Below are 21,289 nucleotides of genomic sequence, written 5' to 3'. Positions count from 1 at the left end.
CTTGATCAGTCCGGCGGCGTTACGCAGCCGCTTGTTGTAACCCGACTGCTGAGGCAGGTACCGAAACAGGTGCCCCAGATGAGCGTGGGCGTAGCGCAGCCAGCGGGCTTCGGAGGTGTGGCCCAGCAGTGCCTGCATCACCGCGAGGGTGACCAGTTCGGCATCGGTCAGGCTGGGCACGATGCCGACCTTCGGCCGCCACGGCGCTAATCGAGGTTGCGCCCTGAGCAAGTCGTCGGTTCTGACGTAAAGTGCGGTCGCGAGGGTGTCAATGTCGGTCGTCACAACCCGTACATCGACACCCTCGCTTCGCGTCTCTAGGCGCCTACCCCTTGGACTTACTCATCTAGAGGAGGCTGCCTACCACGTCGTTGTCGGCAATCCGCCATACATCGTGGTCAGCGACTCTGCACTGAATGGTGAATACCGCCGCACCTACTCAGCATGTCATCGCCAGTTTCAGCTCACGGTGCCGTTCGCGCAACGCTTCTTTGATCTCGCGCGCCGAGCCGGTTCCGACGGCCGCGGCGCAGGTATTGTCGGCCAGATCACTTCGAATGGGTTCATGAAACGCGAGTTCGGAACGAAGCTCGTGCAAGAGTTTTTGCCGACTATCGATCTAACTCACGTAATCGACACGTCGGGCGCGTTCATACCCGGACACGGCACCCCAACAGTCATTTTGGTGGGCAGCCGCCGCTCCCCTGACCGCAATCAACCGGTGCGCGCTGTCCTCGGCATCCGAGGGGAGCCAGCTCAACCGGCCAAACCCGATAAAGGCCTCGTGTGGACGGCGATCCGCAACCAGATCGAAAAGGTTGGCAGCGAATCCGAGTGGGTGAGTGTTTCCAACTTTCCCCGCCTCCGACTCGCGCAACATCCCTGGTCACTCAGCGGCGGCGGCGCATCAGAACTACTTGAGCATCTCGACAACCAACAGCTCACGCTTTCTTCCAGAAACGTTGTCATTGGTCGCACAACACACACAGGCCTGGACGAAGCATTTTACCTGCCGCGTCGTGTTGCTCGCCGCCGAAGCCTGATAGGGGAGATGGTGCCCGTCGTTCTGGGCGACGGTGTCCGCGACTTCTCTTTGCAGATCGACACGTTCACACTCTTCCCATACAATGCGGACGGTAGCACAAGGACGGCGTCGCACGCATTTCACAGGCATCTCTGGCCACTACGATTGCTCCTGCGCGAACGCGTTGACTTCGGACAGCGACCACACGAACGTGGTCTTCGCTGGCTCGATCACAGCATGTTCTTCCCTAGTCGCTATAGAGCACATTTGTCAGTGTCGTACGCCGAAGTCTCGACACACAACCATTTCGTCCTTGACCACGGAGGAAAGGTATTCAAGCAGACCGCGCCCGCAATCAATCTCCCCGAGATCGCAAACAAAGACGACCACCTAGCCCTACTCGGCATACTCAACTCCTCAACAGCCTGCTTCTGGCTGAAGCAGGTGAGCCACGACAAGGGAAACAGAGGCGAGGGCGGCGGCATAACTAGCTCCGGATGGGAGCGGTTCTTCCAATTCAGCGGAACCAAGGTCGAACAGTTTCCACTTCCGACGAAGCTACCTCTTGAGCACGCTCATGCAATAAACATGACCGCACAGCAAGCCGCTTCACAAACACCTACGGCTGTCGCAGAACGCGAAGTTCCCTCACGCGACAGTTTGAGTTTGGCCAAATCTGCTTATGCAGCTCTGCGCTCTCGAATGATCGCAGACCAGGAAGAGCTGGACTGGGACGCCTATCAGCGATATGGCTTGCTGTCCGACATAGAAGCAGCCAAGGTGGTCACTCCCATTCCAGCGACCGTGCCGGTCATCAACCTGGGCGAGCGGGCGTTCGAAATTGTGCTCGCCCGAAGGATGTCGGCGGGTGAGATCGAGACGCAGTGGTTCGCTCGGCACGGATCCACGCCGATCACCGAGCTACCCGCCCACTGGCCTGACGAGTACCGCCGCGTAGTCGAAGCCCGAATCGCGCTAATCGAAAAGCGCCGCGACATAGCCCTGATCGAACGCCCAGAGTGCAAACGCCGCTGGGCCACCGAGCCCTGGGAAAAGCAGCAGGAACGAGCCCTGCGCGAGTGGCTGCAGGACCGCCTGGAAGCACGCCACCTGTGGTTCGCCGAAGACTCCAACGGCGTAGAGCAGCCCACCATGCGCTCAGTCTCCGAACTGACCGACCTGATCCGCACGGACGATGACTTCACCGAGGTGGCCCGCCTGTGGGCAACGGACACACTGGGTAACCAGGACGCCGACCCGGCCGAGATCGTTGCCCAACTGATCGACGAAGAGCACGTCCCGTTCCTCCCCGTCTACCGCTACAAGCCAGCAGGCCTGCGCAGGCGCGCCGACTGGGAACACGTGTGGAACCTGCAGCGCCAGGAAGACGCCATCGCCGCGGAACTCGGCAAGGAAGTCACAGACCCCGCAGTACGCAACGCCGTCAAAGAGAGGCTCGGCGACATCCCCGTACCGCCGAAGTACGGCTCCGGCGACTTCCTTCGCACCTCGTACTGGCGCCACCGCGGCAAGCTCGACGTGCCGAAGGAGCGGTTCATCTCCTACCCCACCGCGACCCGCGACGGCGACGGCAGCCTGCTGCTCGGGTGGGCCGGCTGGGACCACCGCGAGCAGGCGCACGCACTCGCCGTGCTGATCGCCGCCCGCCACGGTGAGGACGGGTGGGACGGTGAACGGCTGCTGCCGTTGCTCGCCGGTCTCGACGAGGTCCTGCCGTGGGTGAAGCAGTGGCACGGCGAGATCGATCCGGCGTTCGGTGCATCGCTTTCGAGATCTACGACGGTTTCCTCGAAGGCCAGTTGGGTGAGCTGCACATTCCCCGTGAGGATCTGCGGGCCTGGCAGCCGAAGGGACGCGTGGACGTCGCGCCGCTCCCTCGCAAGGCGGGCCGAGCCAAGAAGGCGGCGGCGCCCCGGGCGAAGGTCGACGTCGTGTTCACCTCCGAGCAGATCCAGGTCGTGGTCGACTTCGCGATCCATGGGCCCATGACGACGGCCCAGGCCGTGGAGGTCACGGGGCTGTCCACGCCAGCCACCAGGGCACTGCTCAAGCACCTCGTCGAACGCGGTGACCTCGTTCAGACCGGGCAGAAGCGCGGAACGAGGTACGAGCTCGCCTCAGGGTGACCGGCGTGTGGGGCGATCAATTTCGCCCCACACCCTCTTTCTCCGAACCGCGGGCCGACCGACGCACCCCCTGTTACATTCAGAGATCAGATGATCACAGGGGGTGGCGTACGGCGTGAGTCAGCCTGGGAAGGGATACGCGCTCGATCCGGCTGAGTTCGATCAGCTGAAGATCACGCTCAAAGGTGCGAGCGATGCGTTGGGCCTGCGTGACTTCAAGGCGAAAGCAAGTCTCGAAGGGACGATGACCGTGCAGTCGGTCAGTCCCTACGAGAACGTGGAGGAGACCGTCGGTGGGGCGATCATGGCCCTGACGAAGTTCGTCGATCAGGACTACGCGGCGACGAGTCAGACGATGCACGACTTCATCAACCGCGTGCACACCACGATCGAGACCGCGATCGACGTCGTCCACAAGACGCAGCAGGAATACCTCGAGGCCGAACGGCTTGTCGGAGACAGCCTGCGCAGGACGTATCCGGAATGACGAGGGGAGAGTGACGTGAGCTTTCTACAGCAGGTGATCACGGACTCGCTGCTCTCGGACGCTAGAGAGATCGACGGGTTCGCCAAGAAGCACGGTGCTGGGCTGCCTTCCATCGAGTCCACGCTGAGAATCGTCAAGGACATCGACCCGGATGCCTTTCGCAGGATCGGCAAGGACGTCTGGGGCACCGGGCAGTCCGACGGCGCGGATGATCTGGGCCGCGCGATCGACGGATGCGTCCGAGGCCTGGAGACCGCGGCCAACCAGGCATCAGCCTGGACCGGTGAGGCGAACAACGCCTACACCGAGCGGATCGGCAAGATGAAGCAGGCGTTGAGCGACATGCGCAAGCCCGCGCACGATGTCGGCCAGGCGCTGGTCGACGTTGCCGATGGCTTCGAGTTCAAGGTCTCCGACCTGTGGAACAACATCTGGAGCGCGATCGGCTTCGCGATCGGTGTCATCAGCGTGATCGCGGGCATCATCGTCGGTATCACGGGAATCGGCGCGGTCGTCGGGTTGATCCTCGGCATCCTCGGTGTCCTGGTGGGTATGGCCGCGTGGTGGCACTCGCAGAAGTTCAAGGCCGACGAGCAGATCGCCAAGTGCACCGAGGCGTCCGCGGCCGCGCTCAAGTCGATCGAGTCGCTCGGCAAGCTGCAGCCCTAGGAGAGGTCATGGATCCGCAGGAAATGGTGGCGCGGGCACAGGAGCGGTTCGCCAAGATCCGGCGCGACCCCGAGAAAGCCTTGTTCAGCGAGTACAAAGGCGTGTCACCCACAGGAGCGGTCACCGTGTGGGTGGACATGATGGGCAAGTTGGTGCGCGTGCACCTGGCACCGAACACGACGTACGAAGGTGGGGAGCCGTGGCTCACCGCCGAGATCATGGCCGCGCACGAGGCCGCCAAGCGCGCTTCCGAGTCGCTCGACTTCAGCATGGCTGATCTGGTGCAGGAGCTCGACAACGCCCTTCAGCTCAAGCAACGCGTCGCCGGCGCTCCTGAACCGGCGGCGGTGGAGCAGCGAGCGGCACCCCTCCGTCCCGATGACGACGAGTGGTTCGAGAACCGGAGCCATCTGCGCTGATATGTCGAAAACTCACTCTTCCCGTCGCGCCGTCGTGGTCGCCGCTGCGTTCGTGTTCGCCACGTTCGTCGTGCTGGCCTTCACCAGCATCGCCCAGATCATCTCGCTCCGCGGGTGGTGCGAAGACGACGCGATCAAGCAGATCCGTGCAGGCACTGGCTTCACCTCGGAGTTGCAGCTCGACAGCACGCCCGCTGTGTTGTGCCGCAGTGGTTCGGTGACAATTGAACTGCCGATCAGCCCATCCGTGGCGACCTTCGTGTTCGCTGTGATCGGCGCGGCGATCAGCGTGTTCGTCCTCGTCCGTGCGGCCCGAGACGTGCGCGAGTCCCGGGCCGCCTGACGGATCAGCGCCGCGGACCCCACCAGGGCAGGATCGGCGGCAGGTCGCTCAGCGTGTTCTTCGGCCGCTTCGGCACCGTGGAGGAACCATCGTCATCGGCCCAGCGGCGCCCGTACTGGTCAGGCATCGCACCCCAGCCCCAGAACGGCAACGGCCGGTCCGGCAGGATTCCGAGCTGGTCGAGAGGGTCGATGCGTTCTGCGCCGACGGTGCAGAGATGCGCCCAGTCGTCACCGAAGTCGAAGACGTACGCGAACTGGTCGCCCGGCTTCAGGTGGCTCAGTTTGGTCGTACGGCTGTCCACCGTGCCTTCGAGCTCCACTCCATCCCAATGATTCAGCATGCTGATCGGCGTGCCGTCGGCCAGCGTGAACATGTGCAGGTGCGACAGGTCCCAGCGGGCGAAGGCGGTGTCGATGGCCTGCGCCAACTGCAGGAACGAATGCGATCGGGCAGCGGCGAAGACACGGCCCGGCCTCGGCCAGATGTCTTCCCCACGACCGTGAACGAGTTCCACCCGAATCGACAGCCAGGTGCGTGCCACAACCACGTCCTCTCACGTCCTACGAACAGCGACGCCACTATCTCGCAGCGCTGGATGAAACGCCGGGCGCCATAGCCCCGACAAATGGCCGAGGCAGTCCTGATCGAATGCGCTCAGCCACTACGGTGGTTTCGACAGACCGCGAACCAGGGGGTTTCACAGCGTGACCATGGCCGGGCCGAACACATCACCGCTGCTCAGGGAACTGATCGACATCCCGACCAGCGTCCACCGGGGTGACTTCGTCCTCAAGCTCACCGGGTGTCGACTCCAAGCGTGACGAGGCCCTGCGCAGCTACGTGGTCACACCCCAGCTCCGTGTCGCCTTCGGCGAGGCGTTGGACCTGATCCACTCCTCTCTGGAGGAGCACGGCTCGAAAGCCGCCTACCTGCATGGCTCGTTCGGTTCCGGTAAGAGCCATTTCATGGCCGTGCTGCACGCCATGCTCGACGGTGACCAGAAGACGCTGGACCGCCGCGACTTCGGCGATGTGGTCGCTCGGCACAGCTGGCTCGGCACCAGGCGCTTTTTGCTGATCCCGTACCACCTCACCGGGTCGGAGAGCCTCGAGGCGGCCATCCTCGGCGGCTACGTCCACCACGTCCGGCAGCACCACCCGGACAAACCGATTCCGCAGGTCTACCGCGCGCAAGGACTTCTCGACGACGCACGAGGACTACGCGAGAAGCTCGGCGACGAGCAGTTCCTCGCTGGCCTGCCCAAACAGGCTGACGCGGGGTGGGGCGACCTCGGGCAGGCGATGACTGCCGAGAAACTCGATGAGGGCTTCGAGGCGCCGATCGACAGCGACGCGTCCAACGAGCTCATCGCCAAGGTCATCGAGGCGTACTTCCCGAGCTACGTCGACTCGGTACGTGGCGCGGCGAACGCCTTCATCCCCTTGGACCAGGGTCTGTCCGCGATCAGCAAGCACGCCAGAAAACTTGGTTACGACGGCATCGTGCTGTTCCTGGACGAGCTCGTGCTCTGGCTCGCAGGGAAGATCGGCGACCAGGCGTTCACCAGCCGCGAGACGGAGAAGGTCGCGAAGCTCGTCGAGGCCGGCGACGCGAACCGCCCCGCGCCGATCATCAGTTTCATCGCCCGCCAGCGTGATCTGCGAGAACTGGGCATCGGCGCGGAACGCACAGGCGCGGAGCTGCAGTCGTTCCACGACCGGCTGAACCACTGGGACGGCCGCATCGAGCGCATCACCCTCGAGGACCGCAACTTGCCGTTGATCGCGCAGGAACGCGTCCTCAAACCGTTGCCGGGTAAGGCGGAGGTGCTGAACCAGGCGTTCCAGCGCACCAATGCGCTGCCAGGCTGGGTCCGGGACGTACTGCTCGGCACGGGCGACGGCGACGCGTTCGCGCGGACGTATCCGTTCAGTCCCGCGTTCATGGACACCCTGGTGCACGTGTCTTCCGCGCTGCAGCGTGAACGCACGGCCCTGTTGCTGATGCGGCAGATCCTGGTGAACCGGCGCGACGAGTTCAAGCTGGGCCAGCTCGTCCCGCTGGGTGATCTCTTCGACGCGGTGGCGGACGGGGCGGACCAGCCGTTCACCGAGAAGCTCAAGCACGAGTTCGATGAGGCCCGCACGCTGTACCAGCGGACCCTGCGGCCGATGTTGCTGCGTGACCGGGATCTGCGCGAGGACCAGGTCGCTGGCCACGCGGAGGCGCAACCTGGCCTGCTGCAAGCGTTCCGCAGCGACGACAGGTTGATCAAGACGTTGCTGCTGGCCGCGCTCGCGCCGGATGTCGACGCGTTGCGCGACTTGACGGCACGCAGGCTTGCGGCGCTCAACCACGGCACGATCACCACGCCGATCCCCGGCCAGGAGGTCGGCGAGGCGGTGCGGAGGCTGCGCAGCTGGGCGAGCCGGGTGGCCGAACTGCAGGTCGGTGAGGGCAATGACCCGACCGTCCGGCTCAACCTCGTCGGCGTCAACGTCAACGCGATCCTCGAACGTGTGACCGCAGTGGACAACCAGGCGTCGCGTCGCAAGCTGGTGCGGGAACTGCTGTTCGACGAGCTCGGGGTCAAGGACACCGGTGGGATACCGGTGGAGCACCCGGTCGCCTGGCGGGGCAGCCGGCGGATGCTGGAGCTGGTGTACGGCAACGTGCGTGATCAGCAGGACCTTCGCGACGACGTCTTCGAACCGTCGCAGGAGGACCGCTGGCGGTTGTTGCTCGACTTCCCGTTCGACACGGAGACGCATTCCGCGGCCGATGACCGGACGCGGGTGCTCAAGCTGCGGGAGCGTCTGGGCAACCGGTCCGCGGTGGCCTGGCTGCCTGGATTCTTCACCGCGGACGTGCTCGACAAGCTGAGCCGGCTGATCCGCGTCGACTATCTGCTACAGGATCGCAACCACCTGGAGAAGAACACCCTCAACATCGGTGCGGAGGATCGTCAGCGAGCCCGCGATCTGCTGCGCAACCTGCAAGGGTCGTTGCGCAGCGAGTTGCGGGAGGCGTTGAAGAACGCGTACGGCCTCGTCGCGCGACCGAAGGAGGAAGTCGTCCAGGACTGGCACGATCACCTCGCCAGTCTGGATGCGACGGTCAACCCGAGGCTTGATGCCGGCAGGCCGTTCGCTGACGCGCTGCGGTCCCTGGTGGATCAGCTGTACGCGGCGACCTACCCGAACCATCCCGACTTCGACCCGCAGCGCAAGGGTGACGTGGTTCGCGACGCCGATCTGCGGACCACGCTGCGGCATGTCCGTTCGGCCGCGGAAGACCCCGAGGGCCGGACCGAGGTCGACAAGCCGGACCGCGAGGCGCTGCGCCGCATCGCTCATCCGCTTCGGCTCGGTGAAGAGCACAACGGCCCGTTCGTCCTGAGCAGGCATTGGCCGGACGAGCTGGACCGCAGGGCGGCACAGGCAGACCTCGTCGACGCCGCCCTTCCGGTGCGGACGGTCCGTGCCTGGCTTCGTGATCTCGGCATGGAACGCCGCGTCGAGAACCTGGTCATCGCGACGTTCGCGGAGCTCACCCACCGCGCGTGGATGCGTGCCGAGCGCCGGATCGACCCACCCGACACACCGGACACCGTCTCCGATGACATGGTGCTCTACCGGCAGGCGCTGCCTTCGGCCGACGACTGGGACGTCGCCTGCAAGCGAGCCGCCGCGCTGACGGGCAAGGATGTGCGGACGAACGTGATCTCGCCGCGTGCCGTGGCACGTTTCGCCCGCGCCCTGACCAGCAAGGTCGAAGAGCTCCGGCTACCCGCGGTCGAACTGGTGGAGGTGCTCGACCAGTACTCCGCACGGCTCGGGCTTGATCACGACAAGCCGAACGGACGCCATCCGGTCGCGGTCGCCGCGAGCAACCTGCTGATCGAGCTGCACACGGTGAACGACCCCACCGCTTTGGTGGTCGCTCTCGCGAAGGCCGATCTTGGTGGTGTGGAACCTGTTGTCCTGAGCAAGTCGCTCGAGACCGCTCGCGAGGTGACAAGTGCGTTGCGCGGCGCGGACTGGGCGATCTTCGGCTGGCTCGACGACTCGGCAGCTGAGCCGATCAGGGAAGCCCTGAGCGAGAGCGCGAACGCGAACGAACACGTGTCGAGCATGCGCAAAGCCCTGGACACTGCGAAGCGCCGCCTCATCGAGCAGGTCCGGCCGACGCCCCCGCCGGCACCGCCCGCACCTCCGGCCGCTGGTACCTCGCCTACTTCACGGTCACGTAGCGCCGGCCAGGCCAAGGGTCGTTTGAACGACGTGCTCACCGAGCTGCGCGCGTTCGGCGAGAAGAACCCCAATGCGACCATCGAGGTTCAGTTCCGCGTTGTGGAGGCCTCGGATGACCGCGGTTGAGCTCGGCTCGGCCATCGAGAACGCGGTCACCAGCCGGGTCGGCGACGTGATCAGGACCATCGACAACGAGCCGAGCCGCAGCGCCGTCGGACGCCGCGTGGTGATCGGCATCCGCACCCGTGGTGAACCGGTGTGGACCGGTCCGGCCGACTATGTACTGCACAGTCATCCGGTTCGCTTCGTCGCGTGCCCATCGGTCCTCGCGGTCCTCGACGCGCTGGCAGAGACACCGCCGCCGTCGGACGCTTACACGGTCCTTGTCGTGCTGACCGACCGTGACGCGGGCGAGCTGGGTGACGACGTGATGGCACGGGTGCACAGGGAGCGGCTCTACGACGTCAGCAAGTACACACTGCTCCAGGACCTGTTGCGTGCCAGGCAACTCGACCCGCAACTGCGCGGCGGTGACAACGCGTGGCTCGTCGACGCACTGGTCGATCTCGCTCGCTCCGGTCAGCTGCCCAGCATGGTCGGCCTCACGTTCGGGCGGGATGTCGCGCTGGGCCATGTCGTGCGGAACCGGCTGTCCGTCGAGCCGTCGACGCTCGACCTCGGTGGCTTGATCACCGCCCTGGACGAGATGGCCACCCGGACGCAGTGGCGAGGCCTGGGCGACGAGGAACGGGCCGGCATCACCGAGCACCTCGTCGAACGCCTCGGTCGCGCGGCCGAGGTGGTGCTGCGGCTAGCGGTCACGCGTGAGGACCTCATCGCCGAACTCCTTGTCGCCGATGTGGTGGCGCGCAGCCCGGAGGACGATCCGAATGCCAGGCAAGCGTTCGGCGCTTTTATCCATACCCGCTTCGGTTCGGTGGAGCCCAGCAGGAACGATCTAGCGCTAGCGGGAGCACAGGCCGTGGAACTCGCCATCCACGCCGGCACGGATCACCTGTGGCAGCAGATCAGGTATGCGGACACGCTGCTGGCTCAGCTCAACGGTGTCGCCCAAGCCCATCAGAGCCGGGTGCTGCCGAGTGGGTTCACGTCGCGGCTGGAGCGTGCGGCGGAGAGCCTCGACGAAGCCGCGCTGTCCGTTGTGGACGAGCACCACCTCGCGGCTGGCGAGGCCGCCCACGTCCGGCGGATGCGAGCCGCTGTACGACTGCAGCGCTGGCTGTCGACGCCGTCCCCGGATTCGCTGAGCCCTGCCGCCGCGTTGCGGGCTCACGCAAGGGATCTGTCCTGGGTGGACGCAGAGCTCGGACAGGTGCGCAGAGGATCGTCCAACTCCGTGGTTGCGCAGGCGCTCGGCACGATCGCGAAGAAGGCAGGAGCACGCCGCGCCGCGGTTGATCAGCAGTTCGTACGAGGTCTTCCCGAAGCGGCGCAAACAGTCCCAGGCGACATCTGCGCAGTCGAGGACTTCCTGCCCAAGGTCATCGCGCCACTTGTGCGTGACCACAAGGTGCTGCTGATCGTGATCGACGGCATGTCCGGTGCCGCGGCCATCGAGATCGCGAACTCGATCGCGGACAACCGGCGACTCGGCTGGACCGAGGTCGTGCGATCGGCGGACGGAGGCCGTGAGGCGGTCCTGGCCGCGTTCCCGACCGAGACCGCCTACAGCAGAACATCTTTGTTGACAGCCTCGCTGGCGAGCGGAACGCAGGACGACGAGCAGCGGGCGTTCCCGAAACACACGTTCTGGCCGCCTCGAACCCGTGCCGTTCTGGTGCACAAGGCCGGACTCGGCGGCTCCGACGGACGTGATCTCGGAGCGGAGATCGACGCGGAGTTCGTCCCGCACAAGGAGCCTCAGGTCATGGCCGTGGTGCTCAACACGGTGGACGACGCGCTGAGCCGCGGCAGGCAAGCTGACGAGCCGTCGTGGCAGTACGACCATGTCGCCGGTCTCCCCCAGCTTCTCGGGAGGGCCGCCGAGAACGGCTGGGTCGTGGTAATGACCAGCGATCATGGCCACGTGCTCGAGCACGGCTCGACGCACCGGCCTGACAGCACGGGCGGTGCGCGGTGGCGTCTGCCTGGCGGAGACATCGGTTCGGACGAGGTCATGTTGTCGGGACGACGAGTGCTGGTCCCAGGCGGGTCAGCGGTACTCGCCACGAGCGAGAACGTTCGCTATGGCCCACGGACTCACGGTTATCACGGTGGTGCCGCCCTCGCGGAGGTTGCCATTCCTCTCGTAGTCCTGCTTCCACCGGGTACGGATGAACTGGACGGCTGGGCCGTCAACTCGCTCGGCGCACCGGATTGGTGGACCGGGCGGACAACCACACCGGCGAAGCGCCCGGCTGTCACCAAAACGAGCAAGCGTGGCACACGCAAACCCTCTGCGGACCAGCCGGACCTGTTCGCGACCGACGGGCCTCTGCTGTCTCGTGGCGCGCAGCTCGTTGCCTCGGAGACGTTCATCAACACACACAAGGGCCAGCCGACGAACCGGGTACTCAAATCCGAGGTGTTCGCCGCCGTCGTCGACGCGGTGCTGGCCGCGGGCGGACGACTTCCCGTTGCGGACGTGCTGCAGGCCGCGGGCACTCCTGGCCGCAATCCCAGGGGCCTGGTAGCAGCACTTGCGCGCGTACTGAACATCGACCAGTTCCCGGTCGTCGACCTGATCGACAACGGGCGCACGGTACTGATCAACGAGAAGTTGCTCGACGAGCAATTCCCCAAGGAGGGCTGATGGGAGTGATCAGCCCAGCGCGCCGACGTGCGGTGCTGGCGGCTTTGCGACGCGGCACCGTCCCGGAGACCGGGCTCGACCTGTTCGCGGTCGGCCTGGAACGACTCGCGCCCACGTTCGCCGAAGAGCTGTCATCGTGTTCGTCCGGCGGTGCGGAGTTCAAAGCTGTCCGCGGGGAATACGGTGCGGGCAAGACTTTCCTTGCAAGGTGGCTCGCCGAACGCGCGAAGGCCGTCGGCATGGCGGTGAGCGAGGTTCAGATCTCGGAAACCGAGACACCTCTGCATCGCTTGGAAACGGTGTATCGCCGGCTCTGCGAGAACCTGACGACAGCGGTGAGTCCGCCGAGTGCTTTCCGTGCGGTACTCGACAGCTGGATGTTCGCACTGGAGGAAGACGTCCTTGCCGAAGGCGAGGTGGACGGCGCTGACGCTGGACAGCTTGGTGCTGCGGTGGATGCGCTGCTCGAACTGCGCCTCGGCGAGATCGCCCGCACGACGCCTGGTTACTCGGCGGGACTGCGTGGCTACCGCAAGGCCGTGGCAGACGGCGACCAAGAGACAGCCGACGGCCTTGCAGCATGGCTGGCGGGGCAGCCGCACGTAGCAGCAGGAGTCAAGCGTGCCGCCGGTGTGAAGGGCGACATCGACCACTTCCAGGCGTTGGGATTCTTGCAAGGCCTGCTGACCGTGCTCAGGGACGCCGGGCATCCGGGACTTCTCCTGGTGCTTGATGAGGTGGAGACCCTTCAACGGGTGCGCAGCGACGCCAGGGCCAAGGCGCTCAACGCGTTGCGGCAGTTGATCGACGAGGTGGACAAGGGCAGATTTCCTGGCCTGTACCTGCTTGTCACCGGTACGCCCGCGTTCTTCGACGGACGCCAGGGTGTACAACTGCTGCCTCCGCTCGCGGGGCGGCTGCACACCGATTTCACGGCGGACACACGGTTCGACAATGCTCGGGCGCCCCAGATCCGACTGTCCGGGTTCACCATCGACCGACTCGTCGAACTGGGTGGCCGGGTGCGGGACCTGTACGCATCAGGCTCCTCCGCAGCGGACAGAGTGAGAACGCTGGTCGACGACGAGTACCTCAAGACCTTCGCGGACGCCGTCGCCGGCGGCCTGGGAGGCAAGGTCGGCGTGACGCCACGCCTCTTCCTGCGCAAGCTTGTCCTGAACGTCTTGGACACCGTTGAGCAGTACCCGGATTTCAAACCGCGCAAGGACTACGCGCTGACGATCGATCGCGGCGAACTCACCGACGTGGAGCGCGAGGCCGCTGCCGTCAGCCCGGATGACATCGATCTCGATGTATGACACCGGTCTGGCCGCACTCCATCCCGCTGTTCAGCACCACGTGGTGAACACGTTGCAGTGGCCTGGTCTTCGACCTCTGCAAGGCGCAGCGGTCGAACCTGTGCTCGCAGGAGCCGACTGTCTGCTACTCGCGCCGACCGCAGGCGGCAAAACAGAAGCGGCAGCCTTTCCTGTTCTGTCCAGGATGGCCTCGGAAGGCTGGACCGGAATCTCCGTGTTGTATGTGTGCCCTTTGCGCGCACTGCTCAACAACCTCACGCCGCGACTGAACTCCTATGCAGCTTGGTTGGGCCGGAGTGCCGAGGTGTGGCACGGCGATGTCGGGCAGGCCCAGCGCCGCCGAATCCTTCGTGAGCAGCCCGACATCCTGCTCACCACGCCGGAATCACTCGAAGCCATGCTCGTATCGACCAACGTCGATACACGGCAGACGTTCCACAACATTCGCACGATCGTGGTGGACGAGGTGCACGCGTTCGCCGGCGATGATCGCGGATGGCACCTGCTGGCGGTACTGGAACGGCTGTCGAAAGTCGCTGGGCGGGAGCTGCAGCGCATCGGTCTCTCCGCGACTGTGGGCAATCCGGACGAGCTCCTTACATGGCTGCAGGGCAGCAACCGTGCTCGACCTCGCCAGGTCGTAGCTCCACAGGTGGCAAACGCGGTGACGACTGATATCGCGTTGGACCATGTCGGCACCATCGACAACGCGGCGAAGGTCATCACCACCCTGCACCGCGGTGAGAAGCGCCTGGTCTTCGTGGACAGTCGTCGCCGTGCCGAGGAGCTCGGCGCCGCGCTGCGTGCCAACGACGTCACTACGTTCCTGTCCCACTCGTCTCTCTCCGCCACCGAACGGAGAAGGTCCGAGGAAGCTTTCAGTGACGCACGGGACTGCGTCATCGTCGCTACTTCGACCCTCGAGCTCGGCATCGACGTCGGTGACCTCGATCGTGTGATCCAGATTGACGCCCCGCAGACCGTTGCCTCCTTCCTGCAACGGCTTGGCCGCACCGGACGCAGAGCCGGCAGCAACCGCAACTGTCTGTTCCTCTGCTTGAAAAAGGATGCCGTCCTTCACGCAGCGGGGTTGCTGATGCGATGGGCGCAAGGCTGGGTCGAACCCATCACCGCACCTGTTGCGCCCAGGCACATCGTGGCTCAGCAGGTTCTTGCACTTGCCCTGCAGCAGAAGACCGTCGGAGTGAGAACCTGGCAGGAGAGCTGGGGTGACCTTCCGTTGTTCGGACCTGACTCGGCGGTGATCATGAAGCACCTTCTGACCAGCGGATTCTTGGACCGAGACGGCGACCTCGCGTTCATCGGCCCGGAAGCCGAACGCCGGTTCGGACGTAGATACTTCTCCGATCTCACCGCGGTGTTCACTGCGGCACCCGAGTTCTTGGTTCTGTTCGGCAGGGAAGAGATCGGGCAGATCGGTGACGACGCACTGCTGGTCGAAGTGGAAGGTCCGCGGGTCCTCCTGCTGGCCGGTCGTGCCTGGCGGGTCAACCACATCGACTGGAAGCGGAGGCGCTGCTTCGTTGAGCCGAGTGACCTGCCGGGGCGAGCCCGCTGGGGTGGAGGCGACCGTGGTCTCTCTTTCGCCATTACCCGCGGTATGAGGACCGTACTGTTGGGAAGTTCTCCTGACGGTGTCGCTCTCACCCGTCGTGCAGAGGCCGCCCTCGGTGAACTGCACGAAGAGCACGGCAGCCATGTGGTCGCTGACGGAACAGTCATCTCACGATCACCCAAGGGAGAAATGCTTTGGTGGACCTGGGCGGGATCAGCCGCTAACCGCACGCTGCACGCCTCACTCCCCGACCTCGTCGACCAGCGCCAGCGCGTCGGGGATCACTCGATCCGCCTCTATCCCGACATGAGCTTTGGTGACGTCAAGGACGCACTCACCGGTCAGCTGACAGAGAAGATGCCAGAAGTGAACAACAGTGCGGTGGAGGGACTGAAATTCGCTTCTGCGCTCCCGGACGAGCTCGCACGCGCGACGGTGGCCGAGCGGCTTGCTGACTTCTCGAGCATGCGCGCGGTTCTCGGTGAGCCGCGCACCTTCGTCCAAGACGACGCTGGCTGAACCAGCGAGTCATCGGCAGCACATGTCTGAACTGCATCAGCACTTTGACCAGAACCCTGGTCGAACAGATCAACGACCATCAACAGGCCAAGCAGAACGGTTCTCACCGGGCTGGTGATGCATCGACTCCGCAAGTTCGTGATGAGACCGCGCACTGTCACCCGACAGGCGGGTCGACGCCAGCGACTCCGGTCAGAGAGTCTGGGACCCGCCTGGCAGCACGCCGCGTCACCGACGACAATGACCGGATCATGCTCACGCCCTCGCGACTCACGCTCGCCCGCACCCGGCGCGGACTCACCGCTGCCGAGCTGGCGCGGAAGTCGGGCGTGCAGGTGCAGGCCATCGGCGAGTACGAGCGCGGCCTGCGCAGGCCCAAGGCCGCCACGATCGAATCTTTGGCGGGTGCGCTCGGTTTTCCGGCCGAGTTCCTGACTGCGCCGGAACCGCCGCGGCCGCAGAACGCGCCGCGTGATGCGCAGGCGATGGCGGCGGCGCAGATCGCGATCGAGTTCAACGGCTGGCTGGACCGGCTGTTCGTGCTTCCCCAGCCCGACCTGCCTCCTCCGCGCACCTCGCCGCAGGGCACGCGTGACGCGTGGCGGCTCGCCACCGGGCCGGCACCGAACATGGTGCAGTTGCTCGAGTCCCACGGTGTGCGGGTGTTCTCGCTGCCGGTCGACTGCACCGGGCAGGTGGCTTTTTCCTGCTGGCACAACGGAACGCCGTTCGTGTTCCTCACCCCGTCGGCGACGCCGGAGCAGGCCCGGTTCGACGCGGCCGTCCAGCTCGCCGTGCTCCTCGGGCACGACGAGCCGCACGAGTTCGCCGCCGAGTTCCTGATGCCCCAGCGACAACTGCCCGGCACCGACCACCGGCACTGGCACGTGGGCAGGGACCAGTTCACGAAGTGGGCGAACGTGCACAGCCTCGTGCCGGGCGGCATGACGCGGCGCGAGACCTCGAAGCTGCTCACGAAGGTGTTCCGGGTTCTCCGTGAGAACGGTACGACACCGTTGCACGTGGCCAAAGAACTGAACCTGGGCCTGGAAGAACTGAACGGGCTGGTGTTCGGGCTCGTGCTGACCGCACTGCCGGGTGGCGGAGAACCAGGGCCGAGAGGACGTGCACGCCTTACCCTGGTCAACTGATCCGACCTGGGGGCCTGCACATGATGTTCTTGCGGTATCTCGTCGCCGTGCCGTTGATCCTGCTCAGCTACGCCGGCGTGCCGTTCGGGTATCTGACTCTGTCGTCGTACCTGTTCCAGCGGTCACTGCCCGGCAGGCGGGAGGAGTTCGACTTCGCCGCCGAGTTCGCGGAGAAGTTCACCGACCTCAACGGGTTCTGGCCCGTTCCGTTGGCACTGCTGCTCTTCGTGGTGCTCTGGTGGATGACTGCGGCGTGGACGCGCATCGCGTTGCTGCCGTCGGTGCCGGTCGCCTTCGTCGGCCTCGTCGCCGGGACGGGCTGGGAGAAGTCCTTGCTGTCCGTGGCGACGCCGCTGGTCGCGTGGGGGCTCGCGTGGCTCGCGGCGAAGGCCGTGACGTGGCCGGTCACCGGCGACGTGCGGCGCTCGGCCGTCGAGGTCCTCATCGGACTGCGCGGCGGAGGCCGGCTGCGGGTGCAGTCACGCAGGTTGTTGCTCGACAAGCTTCCGCCGCCGCGGCACAAGGAGTCGCCGGTCGGCCGGGTCGCGATCCCGTTCGACCGGATCGGTCACGTCGAAGCGGGCCTCGTGACCTCGCCCGCTCAGTGGCGGTTCGGCAACACGAGCGAGCTCACGATCACGCCGGGGCCGGTGCTGCGGATCATCGGTGGCGGGCAGCAGTGGCTGCTGCCGGTGGACGACGTCGAGCAGGCGATGCGGCTGGTCCTGGAACGGGCGAAGGTGCGCGCGAAGGCAGATCCGCGGCCTCCCCTGGACAGCTCGCGCTGGGCGAACGCGAAGAGGCTGTGGGACTTGAGCCCTTCACAGCCGATGCAGCCGAACCAGCAGAAGGTGAAGCACGGCATGCATCACGTGATGCTCGTGCTCAGCGTCCTCACGGCGGCGATGGCCGGCTATGCGGTGTTCCGCGCGTTCACCGGCAGCTGGAGCTTCGTCTTCGGGGCGCTCATCTTCGGGGGCGTCTCCTACGGCACCGCTCGCGGCTGGGCTTCCCTTGGCGCCACGATGAAGCTCGCTGAAGAAAATCCTCACTCACCGTTGGCGGACGATCCCGATCCGCGACGACGTCCAGTCACTGGCTGGAGCCCTCAGCCCGTCACGCTAGGCCAAACGAGCGGTTTGTGAAACGCATCGTCCGGCATCACCGACACTGAGAGTGACGGGAAGCCGAGTCGTGAGGACGCCCCATGACGATGCAGCAACGCACAGAACCTTCGCCTGCCGCCGTTTTGATCGCCGTAGCCGTGCTCGCGCTGGTTCTGACCGTTGCTTTCGGCCCTCTGGGCTTCGTCCTCGGTCTCGCGCTGTTCGCGTTGATGTTCATCGGCACCAAGAACAAGACGGCCGATCAGATCGTCCCGGCGCGCACCCGTTCGCGCCTTCGCCGCCTGTCGACAGCCGGGCGGATCGCGATCGTCGGTGAAGCGCACCACCAGGACGCCATCGCCGAGGTGGTCGCACTCTCGGCGTCCGATCCCAGGGACGACACGTCCGCGCTGGCGACCGCGGTGCTCGTACAGGAGTCCGCCGGCCGCCACGACCGGGCGGCGGTGCGGGTCGACCTGCTGCGCGGCGACGGCACCGCGGTCACCGCCGGCTACCTGCGCAGCGAGCAGGCCGTTGACTACCAGCCCCTTCTGGCCGACCTGGCCGACCGCGGCGAGGTCGGCTCGTGCCCGGCCCGCATCGTCGGGAACGGCCAGCGCTATGGCGTGCACCTGCACCTCGGCGCCCCGCGCTTGCTGCTGCTCGACTACGAAGCACTTGGCACGGCGCTGACGTTGCCGGCTGAGCAGCAGGTCACCGTCATGGGCGAGACTGCCCATCAGTACGTGCTGCACCGCGTGGTCAACGGCCGCACGCCCGTGCACGTCATCGCCGAACTCCGTGACTGCAGGATCGTTAGGGGGTCTCACACCGGTGAACACACGCTCGAGGTGCTCCTGGAAGGCGAGTGCATCGGTCAGCTCACCTATGCGATGGGCCTTCGCTACTGCGACATGACCCAGGAGTGGCGCGCCCGCACGGGGCGCGCGCTCTGCGAAGCCGTCATCACCAACGAGGGCACCCGTGGCCTTCAGGCGAACTTGCTGCTGCCCAAGTAGTCGTCGAACGTCCGCGGCTCACGACCGAGAACGCGCTGCACGCCGTCGGACAGGTGCGCCTCTTCCCCCGTGCGGATGCGCACGAGCAGCATCGTGACCAGGTCGGCGATCTCGTCCGGGTAGCCGAGCCCGCGCATCGCGGCCGCGAACTCCTCCGGCGCGATGTCCGCGTAGAGCACCGGGTTGCCGGTCACCGCGACGATCCGCGCCAGCATCTCGGCGAACGACAACGCCTCGGGCCCGCTGAGGTCGTAGGTCTGCCCGTGGTGACCCGGCTGGGTCAGCGCGACGACCGCGACCTCGGCGATGTCCACGACGTCGATGAACGGGTGGACGCCCTGACCGGCGGGCACGGCGAGCTCACCGTGCTGGACGGGCGCGGCGAACATGTCCTCGTCGAAGTTCTGCATGAACCAGGTGGGCCGCAGGATCGTCCACTCCGCACCCGACTCCTTGACCGCCGACTCGAAAGGGTCGTCACCGGGAGCGCCGCGCATGGACAGCAGCACGAACCGGGTGACGCCGCCCTTCACCGCGACACGCGCGAAGTCGGCCAGCAGCAAGGGGTTCTCCGGCGGCACGACGTAGACGGCGGTCGTGCCCTCGATGGCGGGTTCCCAGGTGTCCGGGGCGGACCAGTCGAACCTCGTCGACGCGGACCGCGACGCCGGACGTGCGGCGGAGCCGAGGAGGTCGGTGACGCGCCGGCCGGTCTTGCCGGTGGCACCGAGCACGAGGATGGACGAGGCGTTGATTCCGCTCAATGTTGACATGACTAGAGCTAATCAACGTTGACGCGGACGATCCATGCCCGACTAGCCGCCATCCTTGCTCGTTCGTCCACGTGGTACTTAGTGGGTCATGAGTCAGCGTGATCTCGTGGACCTGAGGGACGCCCTGCGCGCGTTCGCCGCTGCCCGCGACTGGGACAGCTACCACACACCCAAGAACCTGGTGATGGCCTTGTCCGCGGAGGTCGGCGAGCTCACCGACCTCTTCCAGTGGCTGACGCCAGAAGAGGCGCGGGACGCGATGAAGGACCCCGAACTCGCCTGGAACGTCCGCGACGAGCTCGCGGACGTGATGCACTACCTGACCAGGCTGGCGGACAAGCTCGGTGTCGACCTCGTCGAGGCCGCGTTCGCCAAGATCGATCGCAACGAGCGGCGGTTCCCGTCCGGGAGCCTGATTCCCGTGCCTGTCGAGAAGGGTGAGCAGTGAGTCTCCAGAACGTGCACGTCCTGCATGTGCACCAGAAGGTCACGTTCATGGTCAACCGGTACGAGGTGTTCGTCGACGACAACGGCTCACCGGGCCAGTTGGTCGGCTTCGCCGAGCAGAAGAGGCTCAAGATCAAGGAGCGGGTCACGATCTACACCGACTCGTCGAAGAACCAGGTGCTGTTCGAGTTCAACGCGCGCAAGGTGCTGGACCTGGGTGGCGGCTACGACGTCAAGGACGGGCAGGGCAGGTCGATCGGCTTGTTCCGCAAGAACTTCGCCAAGTCGCTGCTGCGCTCCACCTGGCACCTGGAGCAGCAGGGCTGGGGTCAGGCGACGGGAGCGGAGCGGAACAAGTTCCTCGCGGGCTTCCGCCGGCTGTGGCAGTGGATCCCGGTGATCGGAGATGCGCCGTTCCCCATGCGGTATCACTTTGACTTCGTCACGGAGAACGGCGCGTCCGTGTTCAGCGTCGACAAGAAGACCTGGCTTCGTGACCACTACCTGGTCTCGATCCAGGATCCTGGCGTCGACCGCCGGCTCGTGATCGCTCAGGCCGTGGCGCTCGACGCGCTGCAGTCCCGCTAGGACTAGACGTACGTCAGCAGGAGGAGGATCAGGCACACCAGCAGCACGACGCCGAGCACTGCGGGCAGGATCGACTGCGAGGACGGCGCGGGCTCGCGGGCGTGCCTGCCCCGCCTCCTGCGCGCTCGCCACCGCAAAGGTGCCTCCCCGGCCCGCTGCTCGTTCATGACGATCACGGTAGGGAGGAACAACCCGAGCTTGACTCACGTCACCCGCTCGCCGGGGTCTCATCACCCGGACAGCCGCTCAATGAACACAGCGCCACATGCACGCAGACATGAAAAAGCCCTGCGGGGAGCGCTTGTGGCGCTCAACCCGCAGGGCAAATTAAGTTCGGCGGCGACCTACTCTCCCACACCGTAACCAGTGCAGTACCATCGGCGCAGAAGGGCTTAACTACCGGGTTCGGAATGGGACCGGGTGTTTCCCCAACGCTATGACCACCGAAACACTATGAAATTACAACCTGAACCCCGACACCAGCAGCAAACAAGCCTGCCGGCGGGTTCGATCGGTCCTGGTTGTTCTTCCAGAACCGCACAGTGGATGCGTAGCGTCTTTGTAACAAGTCCTCGGCCTATTAGTACCAGTCAGCTCCAACCGTTACCGGTCTTCCACCTCTGGCCTATCAACCCAGTGGTCTAGCTGGGGGCCTTAACTCACGAAGAGTGG

At 65.5% G+C, this 21,289-nt stretch carries 18 protein-coding genes, 2 rRNA genes and 1 pseudogene; 15 read left to right on the top strand and 6 right to left on the bottom strand.

Annotated elements, in window-relative coordinates; genetic code table 11:
- Positions 1-285: pseudogene (locus LX88_RS43255) on the bottom strand (IS982 family transposase); the annotation flags it as partial.
- Here LX88_RS43255 and pglX point away from each other — a divergent pair.
- From pglX to LX88_RS43225, 6 genes are all read left to right on the top strand, one after another.
- The gene (gene pglX, locus LX88_RS43250; protein WP_258953537.1) at positions 272-3,034 is read left to right on the top strand and encodes a BREX-2 system adenine-specific DNA-methyltransferase PglX; all 2,763 of its coding nucleotides are present in this window, start codon (positions 272-274) and stop codon (positions 3,032-3,034) included. The pseudogene LX88_RS43255 and the gene pglX sit on opposite strands and share 14 nt — an antisense overlap.
- Positions 2,977-3,171 (top strand): helix-turn-helix domain-containing protein, encoded by a 195-nt coding sequence (locus tag LX88_RS43245; RefSeq protein WP_258953536.1) that lies wholly within the window; start codon positions 2,977-2,979, stop codon positions 3,169-3,171. Before pglX ends, LX88_RS43245 begins: the two co-directional genes overlap by 58 nt.
- A gap of 103 nt (positions 3,172-3,274) precedes the next feature.
- The gene (locus tag LX88_RS43240; RefSeq protein ID WP_258953535.1) at positions 3,275-3,658 is read left to right on the top strand and encodes a hypothetical protein; all 384 of its coding nucleotides are present in this window, start codon (positions 3,275-3,277) and stop codon (positions 3,656-3,658) included.
- 15 nt (positions 3,659-3,673) lie between these two features.
- Positions 3,674-4,327 (top strand): WXG100 family type VII secretion target, encoded by a 654-nt coding sequence (locus LX88_RS43235; RefSeq protein WP_258953534.1) that lies wholly within the window; start codon positions 3,674-3,676, stop codon positions 4,325-4,327.
- Positions 4,328-4,335: 8 nt separating this feature from the next.
- Positions 4,336-4,746: a YbaB/EbfC family nucleoid-associated protein gene (locus LX88_RS43230; RefSeq protein WP_258953533.1), complete on the top strand. Its 411-nt coding sequence runs from the start codon at positions 4,336-4,338 to the stop codon at positions 4,744-4,746.
- Between the two features lie 34 nt (positions 4,747-4,780).
- Positions 4,781-5,089, top strand: coding sequence for a hypothetical protein (locus tag LX88_RS43225; protein ID WP_258953532.1), 309 nt, complete (start codon positions 4,781-4,783; stop codon positions 5,087-5,089).
- Positions 5,090-5,093: 4 nt separating this feature from the next.
- On the opposite strand, the gene LX88_RS43220 is transcribed toward LX88_RS43225, so the two are convergent.
- A complete protein-coding gene (locus tag LX88_RS43220; RefSeq protein WP_258953531.1) occupies positions 5,094-5,633 on the bottom strand; it encodes an IS1096 element passenger TnpR family protein in 540 nt (179 codons plus the stop codon).
- 236 nt (positions 5,634-5,869) lie between these two features.
- Here LX88_RS43220 and LX88_RS43215 point away from each other — a divergent pair, with 236 nt between their 5' ends.
- The 7 genes from LX88_RS43215 to LX88_RS43185 all read left to right on the top strand — a co-directional run bounded on the left by LX88_RS43215 (position 5,870) and on the right by LX88_RS43185 (position 18,809).
- Positions 5,870-9,472 (top strand): DUF6079 family protein, encoded by a 3,603-nt coding sequence (locus tag LX88_RS43215; protein WP_258953530.1) that lies wholly within the window; start codon positions 5,870-5,872, stop codon positions 9,470-9,472.
- Positions 9,459-12,119, top strand: coding sequence for a BREX-2 system phosphatase PglZ (pglZ, locus tag LX88_RS43210; protein WP_258953529.1), 2,661 nt, complete (start codon positions 9,459-9,461; stop codon positions 12,117-12,119). Before LX88_RS43215 ends, pglZ begins: the two co-directional genes overlap by 14 nt.
- Entirely contained in the window at positions 12,119-13,438 is a 1,320-nt protein-coding gene (gene brxD / locus LX88_RS43205; RefSeq protein ID WP_258953528.1) for a BREX system ATP-binding protein BrxD, read from the top strand. Before pglZ ends, brxD begins: the two co-directional genes overlap by 1 nt.
- Positions 13,416-15,533 carry a DEAD/DEAH box helicase gene (locus tag LX88_RS43200; protein WP_258953527.1) on the top strand — a complete coding sequence of 706 codons (2,118 nt, stop codon included), beginning with the start codon at positions 13,416-13,418 and terminating at the stop codon, positions 15,531-15,533. The genes brxD and LX88_RS43200 overlap by 23 nt, the downstream gene beginning before the upstream one ends.
- A gap of 251 nt (positions 15,534-15,784) precedes the next feature.
- A complete protein-coding gene (locus LX88_RS43195; RefSeq protein WP_258953526.1) occupies positions 15,785-16,684 on the top strand; it encodes a helix-turn-helix domain-containing protein in 900 nt (299 codons plus the stop codon).
- 20 nt (positions 16,685-16,704) lie between these two features.
- Positions 16,705-17,829 (top strand): hypothetical protein, encoded by a 1,125-nt coding sequence (locus LX88_RS43190; RefSeq protein WP_258953525.1) that lies wholly within the window; start codon positions 16,705-16,707, stop codon positions 17,827-17,829.
- Positions 17,830-17,891: 62 nt separating this feature from the next.
- Positions 17,892-18,809, top strand: coding sequence for a hypothetical protein (locus LX88_RS43185; RefSeq protein ID WP_258953524.1), 918 nt, complete (start codon positions 17,892-17,894; stop codon positions 18,807-18,809).
- On the opposite strand, the gene LX88_RS43180 is transcribed toward LX88_RS43185, so the two are convergent.
- Positions 18,782-19,582, bottom strand: coding sequence for a Rossmann-fold NAD(P)-binding domain-containing protein (locus LX88_RS43180; protein ID WP_258953523.1), 801 nt, complete (start codon positions 19,580-19,582; stop codon positions 18,782-18,784). The genes LX88_RS43185 and LX88_RS43180 overlap by 28 nt on opposite strands.
- Positions 19,583-19,670: 88 nt before the next feature.
- Between LX88_RS43180 and LX88_RS43175 the strand changes: the two genes are divergently transcribed.
- Positions 19,671-20,030: a nucleotide pyrophosphohydrolase gene (locus tag LX88_RS43175; RefSeq protein WP_090069588.1), complete on the top strand. Its 360-nt coding sequence runs from the start codon at positions 19,671-19,673 to the stop codon at positions 20,028-20,030.
- Positions 20,027-20,617, top strand: coding sequence for an LURP-one-related family protein (locus tag LX88_RS43170; RefSeq protein ID WP_258953522.1), 591 nt, complete (start codon positions 20,027-20,029; stop codon positions 20,615-20,617). The genes LX88_RS43175 and LX88_RS43170 overlap by 4 nt, the downstream gene beginning before the upstream one ends.
- 2 nt (positions 20,618-20,619) lie before the next feature.
- Here the strand turns inward: LX88_RS43170 and LX88_RS43165 are convergent, their stop codons facing one another.
- From LX88_RS43165 to LX88_RS43155, 3 genes are all read right to left on the bottom strand, one after another.
- Complete coding sequence (locus LX88_RS43165) at positions 20,620-20,784, bottom strand: hypothetical protein (protein WP_258953521.1); 165 nt, start codon at positions 20,782-20,784, stop codon at positions 20,620-20,622.
- A 164-nt stretch (positions 20,785-20,948) separates the two neighbouring features.
- A 5S ribosomal RNA gene (gene rrf, locus LX88_RS43160) occupies positions 20,949-21,065 on the bottom strand.
- Between the two features lie 112 nt (positions 21,066-21,177).
- A 23S ribosomal RNA gene (locus LX88_RS43155) occupies positions 21,178-21,289 on the bottom strand; the annotation flags it as partial.

Source organism: Lentzea californiensis, from assembly GCF_024648825.1.
Classification (GTDB): domain Bacteria; phylum Actinomycetota; class Actinomycetes; order Mycobacteriales; family Pseudonocardiaceae; genus Lentzea; species Lentzea californiensis.
The sequence above is the reverse complement of the archived record's forward strand: the minus strand, read 5'-3'. Positions and strand labels throughout refer to the sequence as shown.

Bases quoted from the DNA above. Each gene is read 5' to 3' on its own strand.
- brxD (WP_258953528.1), top strand. From the start codon at position 12,119: ATGGGAGTGATCAGCCCAGCGCGCCGACGTGCGGTGCTGGCGGCTTTG.
- LX88_RS43180 (WP_258953523.1), bottom strand. From the start codon at position 19,582: ATGTCAACATTGAGCGGAATCAACGCCTCGTCCATCCTCGTGCTCGGT.
- pglZ (WP_258953529.1), top strand. From the start codon at position 9,459: ATGACCGCGGTTGAGCTCGGCTCGGCCATCGAGAACGCGGTCACCAGC.
- pglX (WP_258953537.1), top strand. From the start codon at position 272: ATGTCGGTCGTCACAACCCGTACATCGACACCCTCGCTTCGCGTCTCT.
- LX88_RS43185 (WP_258953524.1), top strand. From the start codon at position 17,892: ATGACGATGCAGCAACGCACAGAACCTTCGCCTGCCGCCGTTTTGATC.
- LX88_RS43195 (WP_258953526.1), top strand. From the start codon at position 15,785: ATGCTCACGCCCTCGCGACTCACGCTCGCCCGCACCCGGCGCGGACTC.
- LX88_RS43200 (WP_258953527.1), top strand. From the start codon at position 13,416: ATGACATCGATCTCGATGTATGACACCGGTCTGGCCGCACTCCATCCC.
- LX88_RS43165 (WP_258953521.1), bottom strand. From the start codon at position 20,784: ATGAACGAGCAGCGGGCCGGGGAGGCACCTTTGCGGTGGCGAGCGCGC.
- LX88_RS43230 (WP_258953533.1), top strand. From the start codon at position 4,336: ATGGATCCGCAGGAAATGGTGGCGCGGGCACAGGAGCGGTTCGCCAAG.
- LX88_RS43175 (WP_090069588.1), top strand. From the start codon at position 19,671: ATGAGTCAGCGTGATCTCGTGGACCTGAGGGACGCCCTGCGCGCGTTC.
- LX88_RS43190 (WP_258953525.1), top strand. From the start codon at position 16,705: ATGATGTTCTTGCGGTATCTCGTCGCCGTGCCGTTGATCCTGCTCAGC.